Annotated in this window: 19 protein-coding genes; 6 read left to right on the top strand and 13 right to left on the bottom strand. The window is 43.4% G+C overall.

What is annotated here, in order from left to right:
• Positions 1-21: 21 nt before the first annotated feature.
• From rsmG to H0S56_RS05565, 3 genes are all read right to left on the bottom strand, one after another.
• On the bottom strand, positions 22-654 hold the full coding sequence (gene rsmG / locus H0S56_RS05575) for a 16S rRNA (guanine(527)-N(7))-methyltransferase RsmG (RefSeq protein WP_004278890.1): 633 nt from the start codon (positions 652-654) through the stop codon (positions 22-24).
• A gap of 85 nt (positions 655-739) precedes the next feature.
• A complete protein-coding gene (gene murU, locus H0S56_RS05570) occupies positions 740-1,429 on the bottom strand; it encodes an N-acetylmuramate alpha-1-phosphate uridylyltransferase MurU (protein ID WP_005247326.1) in 690 nt (229 codons plus the stop codon).
• The gene (locus H0S56_RS05565; protein WP_195725849.1) at positions 1,430-2,443 is read right to left on the bottom strand and encodes an aminoglycoside phosphotransferase family protein; all 1,014 of its coding nucleotides are present in this window, start codon (positions 2,441-2,443) and stop codon (positions 1,430-1,432) included. It abuts the gene before it with no gap.
• Between the two features lie 121 nt (positions 2,444-2,564).
• Here H0S56_RS05565 and H0S56_RS05560 point away from each other — a divergent pair, with 121 nt between their 5' ends.
• Both H0S56_RS05560 and H0S56_RS05555 read left to right on the top strand, forming a co-directional pair.
• A complete protein-coding gene (locus H0S56_RS05560; protein WP_195725848.1) occupies positions 2,565-5,018 on the top strand; it encodes an LPS-assembly protein LptD in 2,454 nt (817 codons plus the stop codon).
• Complete coding sequence (locus tag H0S56_RS05555; RefSeq protein ID WP_195725847.1) at positions 5,018-6,325, top strand: peptidylprolyl isomerase; 1,308 nt, start codon at positions 5,018-5,020, stop codon at positions 6,323-6,325. Before H0S56_RS05560 ends, H0S56_RS05555 begins: the two co-directional genes overlap by 1 nt.
• A 119-nt stretch (positions 6,326-6,444) precedes the next feature.
• On the opposite strand, the gene hfq is transcribed toward H0S56_RS05555, so the two are convergent.
• From hfq to tsaE, 4 genes are all read right to left on the bottom strand, one after another.
• A complete protein-coding gene (hfq, locus tag H0S56_RS05550) occupies positions 6,445-6,972 on the bottom strand; it encodes an RNA chaperone Hfq (protein WP_004278899.1) in 528 nt (175 codons plus the stop codon).
• A gap of 92 nt (positions 6,973-7,064) precedes the next feature.
• Positions 7,065-8,009: a tRNA (adenosine(37)-N6)-dimethylallyltransferase MiaA gene (miaA, locus tag H0S56_RS05545; RefSeq protein WP_004645483.1), complete on the bottom strand. Its 945-nt coding sequence runs from the start codon at positions 8,007-8,009 to the stop codon at positions 7,065-7,067.
• A gap of 6 nt (positions 8,010-8,015) precedes the next feature.
• Positions 8,016-9,983 (bottom strand): DNA mismatch repair endonuclease MutL, encoded by a 1,968-nt coding sequence (gene mutL / locus H0S56_RS05540; RefSeq protein ID WP_195725846.1) that lies wholly within the window; start codon positions 9,981-9,983, stop codon positions 8,016-8,018.
• A complete protein-coding gene (gene tsaE, locus H0S56_RS05535; RefSeq protein ID WP_005097351.1) occupies positions 9,973-10,452 on the bottom strand; it encodes a tRNA (adenosine(37)-N6)-threonylcarbamoyltransferase complex ATPase subunit type 1 TsaE in 480 nt (159 codons plus the stop codon). Before tsaE ends, mutL begins: the two co-directional genes overlap by 11 nt.
• A 127-nt stretch (positions 10,453-10,579) precedes the next feature.
• On the opposite strand from tsaE, the gene H0S56_RS05530 reads away from it, so the two are divergent.
• The 3 genes from H0S56_RS05530 to H0S56_RS05520 all read left to right on the top strand — a co-directional run bounded on the left by H0S56_RS05530 (position 10,580) and on the right by H0S56_RS05520 (position 12,490).
• A complete protein-coding gene (locus tag H0S56_RS05530; protein ID WP_195725845.1) occupies positions 10,580-11,488 on the top strand; it encodes a pseudouridine synthase in 909 nt (302 codons plus the stop codon).
• 114 nt (positions 11,489-11,602) lie between these two features.
• Positions 11,603-11,950, top strand: a complete 348-nt coding sequence (locus H0S56_RS05525; RefSeq protein ID WP_114542513.1) for a type II toxin-antitoxin system RelB/DinJ family antitoxin — start codon at positions 11,603-11,605, stop codon at positions 11,948-11,950.
• Positions 11,951-12,046: 96 nt separating this feature from the next.
• The gene (locus H0S56_RS05520; protein WP_004278907.1) at positions 12,047-12,490 is read left to right on the top strand and encodes a GNAT family N-acetyltransferase; all 444 of its coding nucleotides are present in this window, start codon (positions 12,047-12,049) and stop codon (positions 12,488-12,490) included.
• Between the two features lie 42 nt (positions 12,491-12,532).
• Here H0S56_RS05520 and H0S56_RS05515 read toward each other — a convergent pair whose 3' ends face one another.
• The gene (locus H0S56_RS05515) at positions 12,533-13,240 is read right to left on the bottom strand and encodes a pseudouridine synthase (protein ID WP_005247338.1); all 708 of its coding nucleotides are present in this window, start codon (positions 13,238-13,240) and stop codon (positions 12,533-12,535) included.
• Positions 13,241-13,380: 140 nt separating this feature from the next.
• On the opposite strand from H0S56_RS05515, the gene H0S56_RS05510 reads away from it, so the two are divergent.
• Positions 13,381-13,833, top strand: coding sequence for a DUF441 domain-containing protein (locus H0S56_RS05510; RefSeq protein ID WP_004645490.1), 453 nt, complete (start codon positions 13,381-13,383; stop codon positions 13,831-13,833).
• 258 nt (positions 13,834-14,091) lie between these two features.
• Here H0S56_RS05510 and H0S56_RS05505 read toward each other — a convergent pair whose 3' ends face one another.
• From H0S56_RS05505 to H0S56_RS05485, 5 genes are all read right to left on the bottom strand, one after another.
• Positions 14,092-14,418 carry a gamma-glutamylcyclotransferase family protein gene (locus tag H0S56_RS05505; RefSeq protein WP_071851983.1) on the bottom strand — a complete coding sequence of 109 codons (327 nt, stop codon included), beginning with the start codon at positions 14,416-14,418 and terminating at the stop codon, positions 14,092-14,094.
• Positions 14,419-14,448: 30 nt separating this feature from the next.
• Positions 14,449-16,164: an AAA family ATPase gene (locus H0S56_RS05500; RefSeq protein WP_004278911.1), complete on the bottom strand. Its 1,716-nt coding sequence runs from the start codon at positions 16,162-16,164 to the stop codon at positions 14,449-14,451.
• Between the two features lie 90 nt (positions 16,165-16,254).
• Positions 16,255-18,261: a hypothetical protein gene (locus H0S56_RS05495; protein ID WP_195725844.1), complete on the bottom strand. Its 2,007-nt coding sequence runs from the start codon at positions 18,259-18,261 to the stop codon at positions 16,255-16,257.
• Between the two features lie 196 nt (positions 18,262-18,457).
• Complete coding sequence (locus H0S56_RS05490) at positions 18,458-19,210, bottom strand: 1-acyl-sn-glycerol-3-phosphate acyltransferase (protein WP_004278913.1); 753 nt, start codon at positions 19,208-19,210, stop codon at positions 18,458-18,460.
• Between the two features lie 26 nt (positions 19,211-19,236).
• Positions 19,237-20,346, bottom strand: coding sequence for a beta-ketoacyl-ACP synthase III (locus tag H0S56_RS05485; protein ID WP_004278914.1), 1,110 nt, complete (start codon positions 20,344-20,346; stop codon positions 19,237-19,239).
• Positions 20,347-20,376: the final 30 nt, after the last annotated feature.

The following is a 20,376-nucleotide window of genomic DNA, read 5'->3' as shown; positions in this document are numbered from 1 at the left end:
CCCCCAATCCCTTTAAAAATCTTAAATACGTTTTAATAGAAGTAAATGACGCTGTTCGTCTAAGCGCGGAACTTTAAGTTCAATAATCTCACAACTAAATTCATTTTTTAAAGTAGCAACTTCATCTTCAGGAATTAAGCCTTTCATTGAGGCAATAATCGTTTGCTCATGCATATATGGCTTAGAAGCATCAACAAAGTCTGTTAATGATGCAAAGGCACGACTAGTAATCACATCAAATTGACCCAGCTCATTGATGCTGTCTTCATTTTCTACACGCGTTTGCACGGCAATGACATTTTTAAGTTTTAAGTCAGCAATAAACTGCTTGAGGAAACGAATTTTTTTACCGTTAGAATCCAGTAATACACATTCACGCTCAGGCTGACATAAAGCAATGATCATGCCCGGCATACCGCCACCTGTACCGATATCCAGCAGTCTGCCTACAGGCAAGTCCTTTAAAATACTTAAACTGTCGAGTAGATGCTTGACCAGCATTTCTTTAGGATCACGGATTGCAGTCAAATTGTATGCTTTGTTCCACAACACCAAAGCATCCTGATACTTGAGTAATAAATTTAAAGCTTCATCAGATAGCTCTAAACCCAAAGCCTGGCTACCCTGCTTTAGTTCTTGAAAAAACATGTGCATAAACAATCTACGCTCGAAAAAGTTAGGTGGAAGTATACCGTTTTCTCTATATTGGCACAGTAGGCAGTGCTTAGCGAATATTCACTTAAGCAAACTTCCCTTCACGGATCGCCGTATCCAGTGCCGTTAAACGCTCTGGGGTTCCTACGTCAACCCAAATGCCTGCCAGTTTAGAAGCTGCAACCTGCTGATTCTGCATTGCTGCTTTTAGCAACGGAGCCAAAGGACGTTTGCCAGTCTCTAAGACTTGGAACATCTTCGGATCAAGTACGGATACACCACTAAAAGTCAGGTTCTCACCTCCGACTTGCTGATCAAAGGTATAAGCTTTACCTTCTGCAAGCGTGAAATCACCCTCTGGGTGTTGTTCAGGGTTCTGCACAAGTACGAGATGCGCCAAATTATCCTTTAGATCAATATCCAGTAAAGGGGCAAAATCCATCGTGGTCCAGACATCACCATTTAACAGAATAAAAGGTTCATCACCGAGTAGCGGCAAGGCATTAATGATTCCACCAGCGGTTTCCAGACCTTCACCCTCATGTGACCAAAGGATGTTAATGCCAAATCGTGAACCATCGCCCAAAGCTTCTGCGAGTTTTTCACCGAGCCAAGCCGTATTGATGACAATTTCAGTAACACCGATCGCAGCCAGTTTCTCTATATGCCATACAATTAAGGGCTTGCCCCCAACTTCCAGCAAAGGCTTTGGCGTATGCAGCGTTAGCGGCCGCATACGATTACCGAGTCCTGCGGCCAAAATCATCGCTTTCATTCAGGCAGCCACCTCATATGAGCCATATTTAGCTTCAAATGCAGGCATCACTCTGTCACGCATAAACTGCATGAATGGCTCTAGTTCTGCATAAGCCTTAGATTCTTCAAGCAGATACCACATCACACGTGGTAAGTCCTTGAGATAACCTGACTTGCCATCACGCTCAAATAGGCGCACAAAAATACCGAGGATCTTGATATGACGCTGAATCGCCATCATGTCGGCATCTTTTTTAAACTGTTCAAAGTCACGGCCTTCTTTAGCAGATGTTGGCAACAAGTCATAAAAGTTTTTGAACCAGCGATACACACGGTCGGCATTCCACTGCACATAGGCATCGCGGGTAATCGAGATCAAGTCATAAGTATCTGCACCAATCACAGCATCCTGAAAATCAATCACACCGAGTTCGGTTTCATTGTCGATTTTCATCAGGTTACGGCTATGAAAATCCCGATGTACAATTACCTGTGGCTGTGCCAAAGCGGCATTGGCCAGAATCGCAAAAGTACGTTTGATCAAGGCGCTTTCTGATTCAGTCGGTTGAACCTTTAACGCTGGCAGCATCCAGTCAGTCAGCAATTCCATTTCTGAAATCAGTTTTTCATACGAGTACGCCGGGAAATGCCCTTCTCCAGCAATCGATTGCAGCTGAATGAGCTGTTTAAAACTTTGCTCATAATAAGCATCTACAGTCTCGTCATTGAGCAGATTCGACAGCAGCACATCACCAAAGTCTTCGAGCAGTAAAAAGCCATTTTCCAGGTCTTTTGCCACGATATGCGGAACGCGCACGCCATGTGCATCAAAAAACTCATCTATCGTCACAAAAGGCACACAATCTTCTTTTTCTGGTGGTGCATCCATCAGCATAAATGTTTTATTATTCAGTTTGATTCGTGCATAACGACGGAAGCTGGCATCACCTGCTAAAAAATGAGTTTCAAATTGATCTGAACCGAGTACAGAGGCAATCCAAGATTGTATCAATTGTTCGCGTTGTGTATTCATTTGCAATTAATTCTAATACAGGCTGAGTTTTTAAAGTGCTAAGTGTAGCTACTTATCAACTTTTTCTCTATGATGCGACAATAATTAATTGCGATAAAAGCATGATTGGTTAATGAGACAAATGAAGCATCACTTTAAAATAAATCCTCTAGCGACTGCGATCTTAACCCTTTTATGTGGCAGCTCAGCCTCCGGCTATGCTGCATCAAATGTCTCGTCCGATGTAAATGCAGAACAACTCAAACAGCGCATAAATGAGACCTATCCAGGTGAAGCATTCTTTTCACAATACTATGTCGACAAATCCTCAGCTGAAGCACAGCAGCGGCAGGAAAAATATTTAAGTTCGGCTTATTGTGAAGGCACCTGGGTGACCCCGATTGCCCCAGATGCAGCAACCGTTGCGCCAGATCAGGCTACATCCACCATTACTGCAGATTATGGACACTACAATCCAGCAGGTGACTCTTATTTAGAAGGCAATGTCATCATTGACCAGCAAGGTCGCCAGATTCGTGCTGAACGCGTAACGATCGATCAAACCCAAACCTATGCAAAAGCAGAAGGTCGGGTACAACTTGCTCAGGCTGGCCTGCTCTCGCAAAGTGATGATATTAATTATAATTTAAAGACCCAAGAAGGCGACCTAAATAACAGCTTCTATATTGCCGAGCAGCAACATGCGCATGGTCGGGCAGAAAAGATCGCCAGAACCTCGACCGAGACGGTAGAACTGGAAAATGCGACCTATACCACCTGTCCACCTGAGCAAAAACCAACCTGGAAAATCCAGGCAGAAAAGATCAAGCTGAACCAGGAAACTGGACGTGGTGAAACCCGCAATACCAAGCTATATGTTAAAGATGTTCCGGTCTTGGCAGTTCCCTATTTCAACTTCCCGATTGATGACCGCCGCACTACCGGTATTCTGACGCCGACATTTGGCTTTACCAATGATGGTGGTCTGGAACTAGGTGTTCCAGTTTACCTGAATTTAGCGCCGCAATATGATGCGACGATTACGCCGCGTTATATTGGCGATCGTGGTGTAATGCTGGATGGCGAGTTCCGTTATCTGACTGAGAATTATGGTGAAGGCCGTATTTGGGGAGGTTATTTACCTTCCGATGAAAGCTATAGCGACGAAGACCGTAAAAGCCTACATTTCTTACATAACTGGCAGATCAATAATCAGCTTTCCACCAACCTTGAATATAACTACGCTTCAGACAAAGATTACTTTGCCGATCTGGATAACAACCCGAACTCTAAAACTGACCTGAACTTACGCCGTGCCTGGGAAGTCAATTACAAAAATGGTATTCCTGGCTTAAAGGCACAATTCAAAGTCGAAGACTTCCAAACCCTAGATCCAACCGTACTGGATGAAGATCGTCCTTATGCACGTCTGCCGCAGCTTTTAGTCAATTACAAAACTGGCAATCCATTGGGATTACAGCTTGAGTTTAATAACGACACAGCATATTTCCAGAAGGATCTGAGAAATTTCGCTGATACTGATCCAACGGGTGAGAAGGTATATCAACCGAGTGGTACACGGATCTATAATGACTTTTCCGTGCGTTATAATCATTTTACCCCGTGGTCATTCTTCATTCCTCAGGCGACTGTACGCAACATCAATACTTTCTATGATGAAAAAACCCAAAGCCGTAGCGCGTCTAGTGAAAATAATTCAATTGTGGTGCCACAATTCACGCTGGACACCGGCTTAATTCTTGAAAAAGAAGGTACGTATCTACAGACCTTAACGCCTCGTCTGTTCTATGCGTATTCACCTTATGAGAACCAGCAGAATCAGCCAAACTTTGATTCAGTCGTCGCTTCGATTAATTATGATCAACTTTTCAGTGCGCGTCGCTTTTATGGTAATGACCGCCTGGAAGACAATAACTTTGCCTCCTTAGGTCTGAGCTATAGCCTATTTAATGAAGAAGGTCTGGAGCGCCTGCGTGCCAGCGTTGGACAGAGCTTTTTCTTTGAAGATCGCCGTGTAACGTTGGAAAATGATGCAGATGAATTCGACCGTGAAAGTCATACTGGCCCTGTAATTCAACTGACCAGCCAGCTGTCAAATAATGTTCACATTAATCTGAACTCAAGCTGGATGTCGAATGGATCGAATGCCCAACGAGATTTGCAGGTTTATTATACCGGTGAGCAAGGCAATCTTTATAACCTAGGCTATTTCTATCGCAAAGATATTCCGAACCGTCAAAAGAGCTATGATCATGTGGTGGGTTCATTTATCCAGCCGATTGCCAACAACTGGCGTCTGGTTGGACATGCCCAGTTTGACCTCGACAATAGTGTCGTACGGGAATATTTACTTGGCGTGAACTATGAGTCATGCTGTTGGGGAGTTTCTGTTTACGGTCGCTCATATTACAATGACTTAGACGACGTTAATGATTCAAGCGTCAAAGCCAAACGCGCCATTATGGCCGAAGTCAGCCTGAAAGGCTTAGGTGGGTTAAGCAGCAAACTCACCTCATTACTAGAAAATCGTATTCTAGGTTTTAACAATATCAATCAAACTTGGACAGAACGTTAATGAAGACAAAACAGTTAAAACAAATTTTTAAAGCAACCGCACTTGCGCTATGCCTTTCTTCAGCGATGACGACTTTTGCTGTTGCCCAACCTAAAGATGAAGTTGTAGCTGTAGTCGACAATAGTATCATTCTACTTAGTGACCTGGCTCAAGGTGTAGCCGAAATCTCACATCAGCTGCAAAAACAGAAAAAGGCAGTTCCACCACAACAATATCTTGAGCAACAAGCTTTAGAGCAACTGATTATTCGTCAGGCACAGCTTGAACAAGTTAAACGTTATAATATTCGTCCAGATGAAAAAGCTTTAAATGAAGCCGTCCTGAAAGTTGCCCGTGATTCTGGTTCACCGAGTCTGGAAGCATTCCAGCAGAAACTGGATGCCATGGCGCCCAATACCTATGCTTCTTTACGTAACCGTATCGCTGAAGATTTAGCACTGAATCGTTTACGTCAACAAATCGTGACTTCACGTATTCAAATTACAGATCAAGATGTTAAAAACTTCCTAAATACCCCGCAAGGTCAAGCTTTGCTTGGCAGTCAGGTCCATGTACTGCATTTACGGGTAAGCGGTGAAAATGCTGAACAAATTGCAACAAAGGTAAAGCAAGAATTAAATAGCAGCAATGACATTCAGGCGATCAGCAAAAAGTACAGCACTGGCGGCGTTAAAGTCGAAGCTGCTGATATGGGTGTGAGAAACCTGTCAGAAATTCCAGCAGAACTGGCTGCACGCGTGACCACCCTGCAACCAGGTCAAACTTCTGAACTGATTCCTGTCGCTGATGGTGTACATGTTCTGAAGCTCTTGGAACGTAAAGGTGGTGAACAGAAAGCCTTGGTTCCTCAATATTTAACACGACACATTCTGATTCAACCATCTGAAGTAGTCAGTCCTGAAAATGCCAAACAGATGATTGACAGTCTGTATAACCGCCTGCAACAAGGTGAAGATTTTACTGTTTTAGCTTCAACTTTCTCTAATGATACTGGCTCGGCTCGTGATGGCGGAAGTCTTGGTTGGGTTAGCCCAGGCGTGATGGTGCCTGAATTTGAACAGCAGATGAAAAGCACCCCAGTAGGTCAGTTCAGTAAACCGTTTCAATCCCAGTTTGGCTGGCATATTCTGCAAGTGAGCGAAACACGCCAACAAGATATGACACAGGAATATCAGGAACGTATGGCCCGTCAATTACTGGGTGAACGTCAATTTGATGCCGAATTAGATAGCTGGTTACGTGAAACGCGCAATAATGCTTATGTAGAAATCAAAGATCCTCAACTGGATCCTAAACGTAACCGTTAAGCCTTACCATAATCCTAAAAAGCCAACGACATCTCGTTGGCTTTTTATTTAAAAAACTTAAAACGTACAGATATAAAAAAACCTCTCATATAGAGAGGTTTTTTAATTTTCAAACTCGATTAACGATTGTTTTCATCGTCTGAAGAGTCTTCAAATTTAGTGTCGTTGTCAAAACCAGTGCCTTGACCACCAAAGCCAGCACCTTGACCACCGAAGCCACCTTGACCACCGAAGCCGGCACCTTGACCACCAAAGCCGCCTTGACCACCAAAGCCACCACCTTGACCGCCGAAGCCACCTTGACCACCGAAGCCGCCGCCTTGACCGCCAAAACCACCTTGACCACCGAAGCCGCCAGCACCTTGACCGCCACCAAAGCCACCTGCAGCACCTTGACCACCGAAGCCCGCACCTTGTGGACCAGCAGGCGCGCCAGCAGGACGTGGATTACGTGCAGGTACTACAGTTGAAATTGCATGCTTATAAACCATTTGGCTTACTGTATTTTTTAATAAAACCACGTATTGGTCAAAAGATTCGATATGACCTTGTAATTTAATACCGTTTACCAGGAAGATAGATACTGGGATACGTTCCTTACGGAGAGAATTCAAGAATGGATCTTGTAAAGTTTGACCTTTAGACATGTTATAACTCCAAAAAAAATTAAAAATCAGCGCAAAAACTATCTCTATTTTTCAATTAAAAATTATAAAAAAGATAGTTCCTAAATTTTGCTTTATCCGTGACAGTTTCGCAAGTCTTCTTGAGCCTGCTGTAGCGTAAAATATGTTGTAAATTTATGCTTTTCTTGCAAAGACCTTAACCACGTATATTGACGTTTTGCAAGTTGTCGTGTCGCAAATAAAGCTTTATCCTCCATTTCCCGTTGCTTTTCCTTGGTTTTATCAGCATTTTTTAAGAATTCCATAGCCTGACGATAACCCACTGAACGCATGGAAGGTAAATTTTCATTAAAATCGTATTTTTCAATTAAATTCACAACTTCATTTAAAAAACCGCTTTTCCACATAATTTCCAGACGTTGTTCAATACGCCCATGTAATTCTAACCGATCTGGCATCAGTGCATAATTATGGAAACTGTAACGATATGGTAAGTTTTTAGGTTGTTCTGCCTGTAGTTTTGTAATCGGCTCACCAGTCAATTTAAAAACTTCCAAGGCTCGAATAATGCGCTGCTTGTCGCTAACCTTGAATTTTTCACCGGCAATCGGATCGACTGCACATAATTCTGCATAAACCGCTTCCCAGCCCTCCTGCTCACCCTTGGCTTCAATCTCTGCCCGGATAGCATAGTCTGCACTTGGTAGGTTATCTGACAAACCTTCAAGCAAGGCCTTAAAATACAGCATGGTTCCGCCAACCAGAATCGGGGTTTTACCACGCACATGAATATCATCAATCAGGCGGCAAGCATCTTCGACAAAGTTGGCTGCAGAATACACTTCAAGTGGACTAATAATATCAATCAGATGATGCGGATAGCGCGCCAGTTCCTCTTTAGAAGGTTTGGCTGTACCAATGTCCATTTCCCGATAAACCAGTGCAGAATCGACCGAAATCAGCTCAAATCCCCCTTGCTCATACAGTTCACATGCCAAAGCGGTTTTACCACTTGCAGTTGGCCCCATTAAATTGATGACCGGCAATTGATTGGACATGTAAAACTACTCTCCTCGAGCAAAAAGTTTATCTAGTTGAGCCAATGGAAAGGCGCGCCAAGTCGGACGACCATGATTACATTGACTGGCAAATTCGGTTTGTTCCATCTGCCGTAATAAAGCATTCATTTCAGACAAACTTAGGATACGATGCGCTCGCACTGCACCATGACAGGCCATTCCCGCCAAAATTTGGTCACGCTTCTGCAATAGGCTTTGTGCTTGATCCCCCGGATCTAAATCATTCAATAATTCAGGAATCAGGGCATCGAAATCGGCCTTGTGTAGAATAGCCGGTACACCACGTACGATAACTTGCTCATCACCATACTGATCGATTTCCAGCCCCAAACGTGCCAACTGCTCTTTCAGCTCTTCGACACGCATGGCCTGCATCCGGCTAATATTCACGACTTTTGGAATGAGCAATTGCTGTGATGTCCAGAATTCAGGTTTATCCCAAGCCGATTTCATTTGCTGCAAGACAATACGCTCATGCGCCGCATGCATATCCACAATAATCAGACCTTCGGTATTTTGCGCCATAATATAAATGCCATGTAACTGGGCAATAGCAATGCCCAATGGATGCTCATCCACTTTAGTGTTTACATGTGTCTGAAAAGACTGCTCAGGGCTGAATATTTCGGTTTCCGAACTTTCTCTCAACGGAGCCAGATAACTTTTCAATGCATTATTCAGCTGCTGTGAACCTGCATAGGATGCATTGTAATCTCGGGCATAATTCACAACTTGCGGACGTGAAGATTCGAAATCGGTCAGTACATCCAAAGCTTCGTGAGCACTTGTAATAGATGTGGGTCTAGCCATCTGCTGTTGCGAATGCACATTCTGATGCAGGCTAAACTGCTCCTGATAGCGTGGTTGTGGCGCCACAAAATCAGGCTGCTCATCCTGTTTCATTGCCTCGGCTAAATCTGCAGCTGCGGTCTGGAATTGTGCCAACGTTTCTTTGGCATAATGCCGTACGAACTCATGTACTTCACGTTGATTCAGGAAGCGAATTTCATGCTTGGTCGGATGGACGTTTACATCCACATTTTCTGGATCAACTTCTAAAAACAGTAAATAAGCCGCATGCTGATGCCCATGCAGGATGCCGTCATAGGCCATCCGTAAGGCATGGGAAATGGTTTTGTCTTTGACAATCCGGCCATTTACATAGACATACTGCAAATCAGCCTGTGCACGTGCATCTGAAGGATGGCCAAGCCAGCCAGACAAACGCATGTTGATACTGTCTGCATCCATCCAGTAGGCATTTTCAGTAAACTGGCGGCCAAGCAATTGCTGTACCCGCTGAAAACGCAAAGCGCCGCTATCCGCCACGGGTAAATTCAGTTTGATGCTTTCATTATGTTCTAGCACAAAACGGATATCAAAATGCGTCAGTGCCATACGGCGCACAATTTCTTCGATATGACCAAATTCAGTGCCCGGTTTTTTCAGGAATTTACGCCGTGCAGGCACATTAAAAAACAAATCCTGAACCCGGATATGCGTCCCTTTTGAGGCCGCAACAGCCTGAATTTCCTGATGATCAAAAGCCGTACCATTGACTTCGACCTGATAACCGATGCCCTCGTCACTTTGACTACTGATCATGGTCAGGCGTGAAACTGCTGCTATCGACGCCAGTGCCTCGCCACGAAAGCCCAGACTGCTGATTGCATACAGCTCATCAGCACTCTGGATCTTGCTGGTGGCATGACGCATGACGGCCAAAGCCAGATCTTCAGCATGAATGCCGCGACCATTGTCGATGATTTCAATCAGCGTACTGCCGCCCTGTTCGACCCGAATGATCAGTTCTGTCGCACCCGCATCAATCGAGTTTTCCAGTAACTCCTTGACCACAGATGCAGGCCGCTCAATCACCTCACCTGCGGCAATCTGGTTCGCCAGCGCAGGATCAAGGGCACGAATACGGCGCAGACTTAAATCATTCGACATGTGAAAATTGACGCTCCAGAGCCTCTCGTAAAGCAAGATTCGATGAAATCAGGCTTGCAGTACGGGTCAGCTCATCTTCAGATTTTAAAATTTCAATAATCAGGTCAGCTTGCGGAATTTCATCACCACCTTTGGACGGCCATTCAAACAAAAATAGCGCATTCGGTGTTTCCAGATAATCCCTGATGCCCATTAATTCCAGTTCATAAGGGTCATTCAGACGATACAAGTCAAAATGAAAAATATCCTGACCATTAATTTGATAGGGTTCGACCAGTGTATAAGTTGGACTTTTCACTGAACCTTGATGACCCAACTGTTGCAAATAATAACGCGTTAACGTCGTTTTTCCTGCCCCCAGGTCACCAATCAGATACACGACCCCCGCAGGGAAATTTTCCGCCAGAACTTTGGCCAGTTTTTGGGTATCGTCTTCATGATTTAAAGTGACATTAAATGAATAAGGCATATTACTCACGACATGATGAAAAAGAATAATTATGATAGCATCGCCACGCTTTAAAAGCCTATTCACCTGTGTGAGAAACTGTATTTTTTCACAGCATCTGTTCCTTTAAGAGGTTAATCTGCCTGCCATGCAACCGACTGTTGAATTTAACCCACCCATGCTCAATGGGGTCAGTGCCAGTAAAGTGTTTTTGCCAACCAGTCCGGATGCGCCCCTGACAGTTTTTGCTTATTTATGCACGCAATTTGCGCATATCGCAGCAGATGAATGGCAATCTCGTTTCGCCGAGGGTTTAGTCTATGATGCCCAAGGCAACAGATTAAGCACAGAAAGTCCATTTCAGGCCAATAGCCATTGTTTCTATTATCGCTTTTTGGCACATGAAGTGCATGTGCCTTTTCAACATCAGATTTTATTTGAAAATGAGTATTTCATGGTGGTCGATAAACCGCATTTTTTGACCATGAGCCCGACCGGACAATATGTGCAGGAAACGCTATTGGTTCGTCTTAAAAAGCAGACCGGCAATGAACATTTAACGCCCATTCACCGGCTAGATCGTGAAACGGCAGGTGTAGTTCTGATTTCCAAATGCATGGAATCACGTGGCCTATATCAGCAGATGTTTGCCACACGTCAGGTTCAGAAAACCTATCATGCGATTGCGGCCTATCAACCTGATTTAAAATTTCCATTGATCACGCGATTAAGAATGGAAAAGGGACAGCCTTTTTATACCATGCACGTGCTAGACGGAACGCCGAATAGCGAGACGGCGATTGATCTGCTTGAACATAATACAGAATGGGCTAAATATGAGCTAAAACCACATACTGGCAAGCAGCATCAATTACGGGTGCACTTGAATCATCTGGGTATTCCGATCCGTCATGATCCCTTTTATCCGCAGGTAGCACACAAGGTGGAAGATGATTTTTCTACTCCTTTAAGTTTATTGGCCAAACATATTCAATTTGTCGATCCGATCACGCAGAAAAGCATGAATTTCAGCTCCCAACTTGAATTGACACTGTAAATCGCTTGTCATTACAGATTATTTTCTAAAATCGGTCGCTTTAAGATTGAATTTCAAACGTAATTGATTAGAATAAAGGCGAAAAGTTAAGTAATTTAAAGCTTTAAAAATATTATGAGAAAAACTGAAGTTTATCAAATTCGCTTGGACTCGCAAGAGAAGAAACAAGCCTTTGCGGTATTTAAGCAATTGGGGATTACGCCAGCTCAAGCAGTGCGTCTTTTTTTCAAGCAGGTGGTGATTACCAAATCGATCCCCTTCTCGATTGAAAACCAGAATATCAACCTAGAACAACTGATTCGCCTGCGCAAGCTAAAACAAAATGAAGCGAAAACCGAGCAAAATGCGCTTTCCAGTTCTGCCCTGAATCTGCTGGATGATCAGGATATCCAGTTGGATGATGATCATCTTGATTTATTTGAAGAACTGAATGCCATTTTGGGTGAAAGCGACAAAATTTAACATTGTTGCATTTCCGAACAATTTCTAAAGCCTGCCACTCCCAAACTTCGCTATGCTTGATGCTGATAATCAATAAAAAATTAGCTGGAGTATGCAATGCTCGTACGACGCGCCCAGTCAGCAGACCTGAATCAGCTGGCGGTATTATTTGATGAATATCGACAGTTTTATGGTACGTCTTCCAATCCTGAACTCTCTTACCAATTTTTAAAACAGCGTTTTGAAGATGGGCAAACCGTCATTTTCATTAATACCAAAGATGATACTTTTACCGGCTTTATTATCCTGTATCTGGGTTTTTCTTCAGTGGCCTGCTCGACCTATTATATTCTGGATGATGTCTATATCACCCCGGTTTTTCGGCGTCAGGGCGCAGCCAAACAACTGATTGATACCGCGATTTTATTTGCCAAACATGAACAGGCCTTAAGAATCACCCTGGAAACCCAAAAAAATAATTATCAATCGCATAAATTGTATGAATCTATGGGATTTATCAAGGATGATGAATTTCAGACTTATCACTGTTTCCTGAAGTAAGTCCTAATCTTTTCATCACATTTCAAGCGAATAAAAAATTTATTATTCTGAGCGGAATTTGGCCTGCGCCACCTGTTCTGCATTTAAATACAACCATTCTCCTTCAGCCAGTTCAGGCAAGGCCAAAGCACCAATCTGTGCACGATGTAGCTGTTCAACTTTATTACCTACGGCAGCCAGCATGCGCTTTACTTGATGATAGACCCCTTGATGAATGGTCATTTGCAGACGATTTTCAGCCAATCGAGTCACTTCAGTAGCCGCAAAAATACCTTTTTCATTTCTCAATTCGACACCTTGTTCTAGTTGCTGAATCTGTTCATCCGTGACTGGATCCGCAGTTTGCATCTGATAAACTTTGGCGACATGCTTTTTCGGATGGGTGAGCGCTTGCAGAAACTGTCCATCATCGGTCAGCAATAATAGTCCAGTGGTATCCTGATCCAGACGTCCCACACACTGAATCCCCCGATTCAGCAGAATGTCATCAAACAGGTCAAATACACTAAAATGATGTGTCGCCTGATGCGAACACTCATAGCCTTGTGGTTTATTTAAGGCGATATACACTTTTTCCCGATAGGTATGACTTTTCCCATAAACCTCGAAATTTAAGTGATTTAAATCCAGGTTATATTTAGGATTGTCAACCACTTCATCTTGAATTGAAACAGCACCATTTTTAATCAGTTGCTGACAATGCTTGCGGGAGCCGAAACCTTGTGACTGCAACATTTTTTCCAATAGCATCTGTTTATACCTGTATCGAGTGAAGACCTGTGCATTCTATCCTGAAACAGTCCTGAATTTGATTTCTTCCGCTGTTTTCTAGGTATCATGCGTTGAAAAGCTCTACAATAGCTTTATTTTTCACTCTATCTCTCCCCCTTATGTCGCAACTTGATTTGAATCTGATTGTTCTTTTGGTTTTACTGGCTTGCGGTATTTTCAGTCACAATAGTGCCGTCACCATTGCTGCAGCGGTATTAATTGTTTTAAAAATCACACCTCTCAGCAGTTTATTGCCTTATGTACAGGCGCACGGTTTAAATATCGGCATTATTATTCTGACCATTGGTGTTCTGACACCAATTGCCAGTGGCAAAATTTCAGGGGAAAGTATTCTCAAATCTTTCCTGAGCTGGAAGTCTTTGCTGGCAATCGCGATTGGGGTCTTTGTCGCTTGGCTGGGAGGACGTGGAGTGAAGCTGATGTCCAATCAGCCAGATGTAGTGGCCGGACTGTTATTAGGCACAGTAGCAGGTGTAGCAGTATTACGCGGTGTTCCAGTCGGTCCTTTAATTGCGGCTGGGATTTTATCCTTATTGATTAGTACACAATAATGTTCAAATCATCAGCACCCTTCACCAGTATGCAAAGATTTCTCAAAAATAATCATATAACGGGAAATATGCAGATCGCCCGATGATTATCTTGCGCTAATCTCTAACGCAGTACGTCAGGCTTGCTCAGAAGATACTATCAAATCAACGGAATATTTATTAATTCGATCTTTCAAAATTAAAGCAAAGGAAAGTGAATGATTTTTAAAAGCGGTGACCTGATAAAAATCAGAAATTCAATAAATGACACCTACCAGTCTAATCTTTCAAAGCATAGACCAAACTTTCTACCATCTGACCATTTTCCAAATATACTTTAACCGGAATACGTTGATATTCATCGCCTTCAAATACATCCAGCTCATTCCAATATTTAGGGAGATTCTCGGATATGAATACATAACCGGTAACAGTCTCTCCCGAATCACTGAGCTGAATACCCGGACTGCCCAGCTCAGCACCCCAACCGCGCTGCTGCAAATGCCCACGAATATAACCGGCTTTCCAGCTTCCCCCAATCCGTTCCATCACATGGGCATTGGGTTGCTGCGGACGAAGCGTGCCGTATACGAATAAACTGTGCATCTTAAGAACTCTTAAACATCATTTTGATGATTACTCTACAAATAGTAGTGCTAGACGCACCTGGTCATAAGCCATTTTAGGCGTAGTCAATTCCACAATCGGACGCAGCTTAATAGAACCGTCATCATTAAAATGTTCCGAATTTTGACGCTTGGTCAAGCGTTTATAAATCTTGCGCACCTGCTCCACGACCTCTTCACCCGGATGGGCAACTGAAATATCCAGTCCCTGCTCTTTATGCAAACGTCCCAAATGATTGATGATGGTTGCCGGAGTCAAACCACGTTCAGTCGCGATATCGGCAATTTCATAGCCTTCTTCAAACAGTTCACGCGTTTCATCTAACGTTGCAGTGGCATAGCTTTGTTTTCCAGCATTCTTGGCAATTTTCTTCTCATTGCGCTGGATTTCAACTTCATTCAAAGTCCCGCCACAATGTCGGATAAAGGCTTTGTGCTGCGCAGTCAAATCGACATTTTCGAAATTCGCTTCGGCTTCATCAGAAAGTTCCTGAAAACGGCGATCGGCTTTAATCGCCAGACTATCGAGCTCCAAAGCCTGTTCATTAAAGCCTTTTAAACGTAAGCCATTTAAGCTTTTTAAACGGGACAAGGCGACATAGCCCTGGCCTTTTTCAAAGGTATGACTCAGATCAATTTCAGCGGCTTCCAAAGTCATGCCTTGTGATTTATGAATGGTAATCGCCCAAGCCAGACGCAATGGAATCTGCTGGAAACTGGCAATGGTTTTACCGGCCTCATTGTCTACCGACCAGGTTTCAGGCTCAACCACCAATGTAGTGCCATCGGTCAGTTTGACTTTAGGCAGCACACCATATTCATCATCTTCTTCAAAACTGATCACTTCGCCCAGACTGCCGTTGATATAACCCATATCAAAGTTGTTTTTCACAAACATGACTTTGGCATGTTTTTTCAGGGTTAAGGCTTCAGGCGCTCGCACTGACGATTTTAAAGTCTCGATCAGCTTTTCATTGCCATCACACTGCGCATCAAACTGGCGCGGATCATTGTCAATTTCATTCAGATGTTTAAAGTTAATACTGTCCACATCCATATTATGCGTATACAGGCGCGTATAGGTATCACCAATTTCTTGATGTCGCGTGGCCTGTAAAGCAGTGCGGTGTTCATGGCTAATCGCCTGCGCACGGATCGCATTCAGAATGTCATTCAAATAATCATTGCCCTGACGATGCTGCTCAGTTAGGTAGCAAACGCGAAACTTGGCTTCGACCCAGGCATCCGACATAAAGCAGAATTTGTCGCGGTTGCGCTCATCATTTTTACCGACTGGCGGTAACTGGAAAAAGTCCCCTGCTACAATCACCTGAATACCACCGAAAGCTTCATCACTTTCCTTGAAATATTTCAATACCTGATTGACCAGATTCAGCTGCTTGGCATGCAGCATTGAAATTTCGTCAATAATCAGGACTTGCGCATTTTCCAGATGTTCTTTTAAGTATTTGCGCTCTTTCATCCGCTTTAAGTCTTCTTCAGACAAAAAGTCTTTAATGCCAATGCCTGCCCAGGTATGAATAGTCATACCATTCATGTGTGTGGCTGCAATACCGGTCGATGCGGTAATCGCGACGGCGACCTTACGTGCCTTTAAATAATTAATATATTGATTCAGCGTATAGGTTTTTCCTGCACCGGCAGAACCGGTTAAAAAGACATTTTCTCCTGCTTTGAGTAACTTAAGGGCAGTTTCCTGTTTCATAAGAGCAATACCGTAAAAGAACGGCTATAGCCTAACGATTTTTAGCGGAAAAGTTAAGCGTCATGGAGGAAAACAAGCTGTATTGAACTGTCAGGCCTGCAAGTTGAGCCAGTTAATAAAATGCATGGCGATATTACTGTATTCAGCTTCTGCTTTCTGGTTATTCGGATATTCCAGCTGATCAAAAATCACCTGTCCATTCACCAATTGACACCCCAAGATCAAGGGTAGACGCACAGCCGGATGAGACATACGAAAGGCCACATACTGCCCTTCCACAATTTGCTGAGCATAGCTTGCCGCCAGACAGTTCCTGAAAATTTTAGATTCCTCTAAAATCCGCTCCAAAGTTTTAAGCTCTTCAAAACGCCAGTTGAAATACAGTAAAAATGAAACCTGAGTGATTGGTGTCCAGTTCACCAGTGCAAACTGTTTTTTCAGCTTGGCGATCATTTCCTGCTTTTGAATCTGATCATGCCAGACGACCGCCTGATTAAACAAACTGGTCCAGCTCAGGTTTTTCGGTATTTCTGTATGACTGGAAAAATACTCTACTAGATAGTCACGCACATAACTGTCAAAAAGCGACTCACGTACATGCCCGCTTTGCAAATAAAACAGCTGCCTGAACTCAGTAAAAGGAATGCGATAGCGGTGCAGAACATTATAGAAATCACGGTTCTGCTGGCTTTGAGGCTGAATATACACCAGAACCTCATCGGGTAAATGCGCCGTAATTTTATATAAATGCTGCATATAAGCCTGCATCATCCGGCTCAAGTTCAGGTAAACCTTTTTAGTCAGCTGATCATCCATTTTAACCACATTGCGCAGCAGCTCCATCCATTCGTCCAGATACAGAATTGAAGGGCTAATCGCAATCCGCTGATCCTCAATCGATTGGCGTGTGCCTTTTAATACCACCGCCTGATTATACTGATGCTGAAACCAGTCATGCTGGATTGCATATTCATGCATGCTATGAATAAACAGTCGCGCCGAGACATATTGAAAATATTGCAAAGTCGCCAAAATAATCTGGGGATGAATATGATGGCTGTCTACAAAACTTAAGGCAGTTACTGCAACGCGTACACTGCTATGCTGGATATTATTACTGATCCAGTCCAGTACCTCGGCCGGTTGCTTGAAGATCCAGTTCACGGCACGATGACAATCAAATAGTGGCAATCGGGCTACTTTTTTCTGCCATAAATACGGATGATTTTCCAGGAAATTCCGTTTGGATAATAAATCATCCCGATGCCACACGTCCCGGTTCATCAATCGGACAAAACCGAGCAAATTACTTTGCTCCTCAGCATGCCGATATAGCAAACAGATATCATCAGTATGATCATTCAATTCATGCAGATTAAAGCGCTCTTCAAAAGACAGCGACATAATCCGGAACAGTGCCGGAGGCAAAAACTGTGCGGCGCTAAAACAGAACTCATCCAGACTGTCCATCAATGACTGGATCGACAGGAATTCATCCTGCTGTAGACACTCCAAAGAAAAAGCCTGTTGCAAGCTTTCAAGAATCTGCTGTGGAATCTCTTGTTCATCCTGAATAAAGTTTTGCATGACAGGTGCTGTATACAACCCGGCCTTGATCAGCTGCTGGTCGATAATCTCAGCTTGAACAATCGACATTTGCTGCAGAAATTCGGACACCCGTTCCAGGCCATTAACCCACGCATAAACCTGAGCCAGGATAAGCTGACGTAACTGTTTGGCTTTGTCGCGTAAATACAGCGAATGCTGTGGTTTTAAATCGCCAGTCAGGAAATAGATATCCTGTAAAAAGAATTCCTCCAGGGCTTCTGCCTTACATTGCTGAAAATAAAAATGACTGTCAACCAAAGCAGGTGCAGCTCCAGAGTCTAGTACATAGGGAGTATGAAACTGGATATAAAACAGACCATCCAGCAATTCAATCCGGCACTGATCCTGCTGAATTTTTATTAAATTTTGTGCATTCAGATGACCAATTATTGCCATCTGATCAAGATAAAGCTGGTTCAGCTCTGGAGAAATCCGTAAACATTGTTGTGCCAATAACCTTAAAGATGCTACCAAGCTTTCCTGTTCCATACGTACACCTCGGTCATCTTAGAATCATCTTATTTTTATATTGGATCATGCTGAGTCCTTGATCGCCAATCAGTGAACACTTAAAAATACATTATGGCATCACTTGCACTATAAAACCGTCCATGCATCCTCATTGCTAAAAATAGAACATTTCAATAGATCATAGCCTAGATTTTACAGGAAGAATTTTTCTTTTTTAGTCTTGCTGACGTAGCGCCTTAAGCTCGGCCAAGCCGGTATAAATATGTTGCTGCAAGCTGTGTCGAAATGCAATCAGCTCTTCCTGAGTCTGAACCTGAGCAATCGATTGTCGCGGCATAAACTGAAAATAAAATGGCAGGCGTTTTGGGAATAATCGTTTAGGCAAAGATGGAATCACATCGCCCTGACGTAATAATTTATTGAGTTGTGGTACTTTGAGGAGTTTTTGAAAATATTTATGCTGGATGATCTTATTGGCATCAAAGCCAATCTCATAGACTTCATCCCCACCAAGCGCAGCAAAAGGGACAATATCATAGTTGAATTCCTGAGCCAGCTTTAAAAATCCGTAGCGTTGCTTCCAGATCAGTTGATACTGTTCACCCTGACGTTTGAGTACTTCGCGTCCACCTCCCGGAAAGACCAGAATGGAATAACCCTGCTGCATCACAGCACGTACATAATGCTGGATGCCATCGACTGCCCCAAACTTCTTCACGGCTTCACGCCATAACGGTACATAAAAATGGCTATGATCCGCAATACTGACCACAGCCACTTTATGTTCGTTATAGAGATAATCAATCAGCATCGGCGAATCAAAGATGCCGTACATGGAATGATTACCGACATACATTGCAGGCCGACTGGCATCAATATATTCAGCCCCTAAAAAGGTAGGGGTAAAATATAATTTGGATAAGGCACTTAAGCGTCTAATCCATTGCCCATCATGTTTGACCTGCAAGCTGTCTGCTCCCTATCTACTCCGGATTATGCCACGCGTTTTTGGACCAGAATCGAACCTACTGAATAACCCGCACCAAATGAACACAACACGCCGTATTCACCATCTTCAACTTCATGTGCAGTACGATGCAAGGCAATGATCACCCCGGCAGAAGAAGTGTTGGCAAACTCGTTCAGAATGATCGGTACCAGACCAGGTTTGGCATTTTCTTTACCAACCACCAGTTTCAGGATCAGTTCATTCATGCTGGCATTGGCCTGGTGTAACCAGAAGCGTTTAACACCTGTCGGCTCAATCTGATTCTTTTCCAGTTGCGCAGTAATCATTTTCGCAACCAGTGGACAGACTTCTTTAAATACCTTACGACCATCCTGACGGAAACGTTTGTCGTCAATGTCAGCATTTTCAGAGGTATTCAAGAAACCAAAGTTATTGCGGATGTTATTCGAGAACTGGGTAAACAACTCAGAATCCAGAATTTCAAAACCGGTTTTGCTGTCGGTATTTTCAATAATTGAAGCGGTTGCCACATCACCAAAAATAAAGTGACAGTCACGTGAACGGAAATCGGTATGTGCAGAGGTAATTTCCACATTCACCAATAACACACGGCGCGCGCCTGCTTTGATCGCATCATAAGCCTGTTTCAGACCAAATGTTGCTGCAGAACACGCCACGTTCATGTCATAGGCATAGCCTTTGATACCTAGAGCGGTTTGAATCTCGATCGCTACGGCAGGATAAGCACGTTGCAAATTCGAGCATGACAAGATCACGATATCAATGTCTTCGGCAGTCACACCGGCATTTTCCATCGCCTGTTTGGCTGCGATTACGCCCCATTCTGCTTGCAGTGAAATTTCATCATCTGCACGTTCACGTAAATTAGGACGTAAGCGTTTTGGATCAAGAATACCTGATTTTTCTACGACATAACGGCGTTGTACGCCAGATGCTTTTTCAATAAAGTCTGCGCTAGAACCACGACGCGCTTCAACTTCGCCTGCAGCGATTTTGTCAGCATTTTCGTGATTAAACAGTTCCACATAAGCATTTAAACTTTCAACTAATTCTTCATTGGTGATGACATGTTCCGGATGGAATAAGCCAGTACCCGTAATGCGGATGCCCATGTAAAATTCCTTATCTGAATTACCTATATC

This window comes from Acinetobacter lwoffii (assembly GCF_015602705.1).
GTDB classification, from domain to species: domain Bacteria; phylum Pseudomonadota; class Gammaproteobacteria; order Pseudomonadales; family Moraxellaceae; genus Acinetobacter; species Acinetobacter lwoffii_E.
Note: the sequence above shows the minus strand (reverse complement) of the source record. Positions and strands in the feature narration are given on the sequence as shown.

What these genes read in the sequence shown, in the direction of transcription:
- H0S56_RS05505 (WP_071851983.1), bottom strand. Translation starts at nt 14,418, where the DNA reads ATGCACAGTTTATTCGTATACGGCACGCTTCGTCCGCAGCAACCCAAT.
- H0S56_RS05485 (WP_004278914.1), bottom strand. Translation starts at nt 20,346, where the DNA reads ATGGGCATCCGCATTACGGGTACTGGCTTATTCCATCCGGAACATGTC.
- miaA (WP_004645483.1), bottom strand. Translation starts at nt 8,009, where the DNA reads ATGTCCAATCAATTGCCGGTCATCAATTTAATGGGGCCAACTGCAAGT.
- murU (WP_005247326.1), bottom strand. Translation starts at nt 1,429, where the DNA reads ATGAAAGCGATGATTTTGGCCGCAGGACTCGGTAATCGTATGCGGCCG.
- H0S56_RS05510 (WP_004645490.1), top strand. Translation starts at nt 13,381, where the DNA reads ATGTCGCAACTTGATTTGAATCTGATTGTTCTTTTGGTTTTACTGGCT.
- rsmG (WP_004278890.1), bottom strand. Translation starts at nt 654, where the DNA reads ATGCACATGTTTTTTCAAGAACTAAAGCAGGGTAGCCAGGCTTTGGGT.
- H0S56_RS05555 (WP_195725847.1), top strand. Translation starts at nt 5,018, where the DNA reads ATGAAGACAAAACAGTTAAAACAAATTTTTAAAGCAACCGCACTTGCG.
- H0S56_RS05520 (WP_004278907.1), top strand. Translation starts at nt 12,047, where the DNA reads ATGCTCGTACGACGCGCCCAGTCAGCAGACCTGAATCAGCTGGCGGTA.
- H0S56_RS05530 (WP_195725845.1), top strand. Translation starts at nt 10,580, where the DNA reads ATGCAACCGACTGTTGAATTTAACCCACCCATGCTCAATGGGGTCAGT.
- H0S56_RS05560 (WP_195725848.1), top strand. Translation starts at nt 2,565, where the DNA reads ATGAAGCATCACTTTAAAATAAATCCTCTAGCGACTGCGATCTTAACC.
- H0S56_RS05515 (WP_005247338.1), bottom strand. Translation starts at nt 13,240, where the DNA reads ATGCTATTGGAAAAAATGTTGCAGTCACAAGGTTTCGGCTCCCGCAAG.
- mutL (WP_195725846.1), bottom strand. Translation starts at nt 9,983, where the DNA reads ATGTCGAATGATTTAAGTCTGCGCCGTATTCGTGCCCTTGATCCTGCG.
- tsaE (WP_005097351.1), bottom strand. Translation starts at nt 10,452, where the DNA reads ATGCCTTATTCATTTAATGTCACTTTAAATCATGAAGACGATACCCAA.
- H0S56_RS05495 (WP_195725844.1), bottom strand. Translation starts at nt 18,261, where the DNA reads ATGGAACAGGAAAGCTTGGTAGCATCTTTAAGGTTATTGGCACAACAA.
- H0S56_RS05565 (WP_195725849.1), bottom strand. Translation starts at nt 2,443, where the DNA reads ATGAATACACAACGCGAACAATTGATACAATCTTGGATTGCCTCTGTA.
- hfq (WP_004278899.1), bottom strand. Translation starts at nt 6,972, where the DNA reads ATGTCTAAAGGTCAAACTTTACAAGATCCATTCTTGAATTCTCTCCGT.
- H0S56_RS05500 (WP_004278911.1), bottom strand. Translation starts at nt 16,164, where the DNA reads ATGAAACAGGAAACTGCCCTTAAGTTACTCAAAGCAGGAGAAAATGTC.
- H0S56_RS05525 (WP_114542513.1), top strand. Translation starts at nt 11,603, where the DNA reads ATGAGAAAAACTGAAGTTTATCAAATTCGCTTGGACTCGCAAGAGAAG.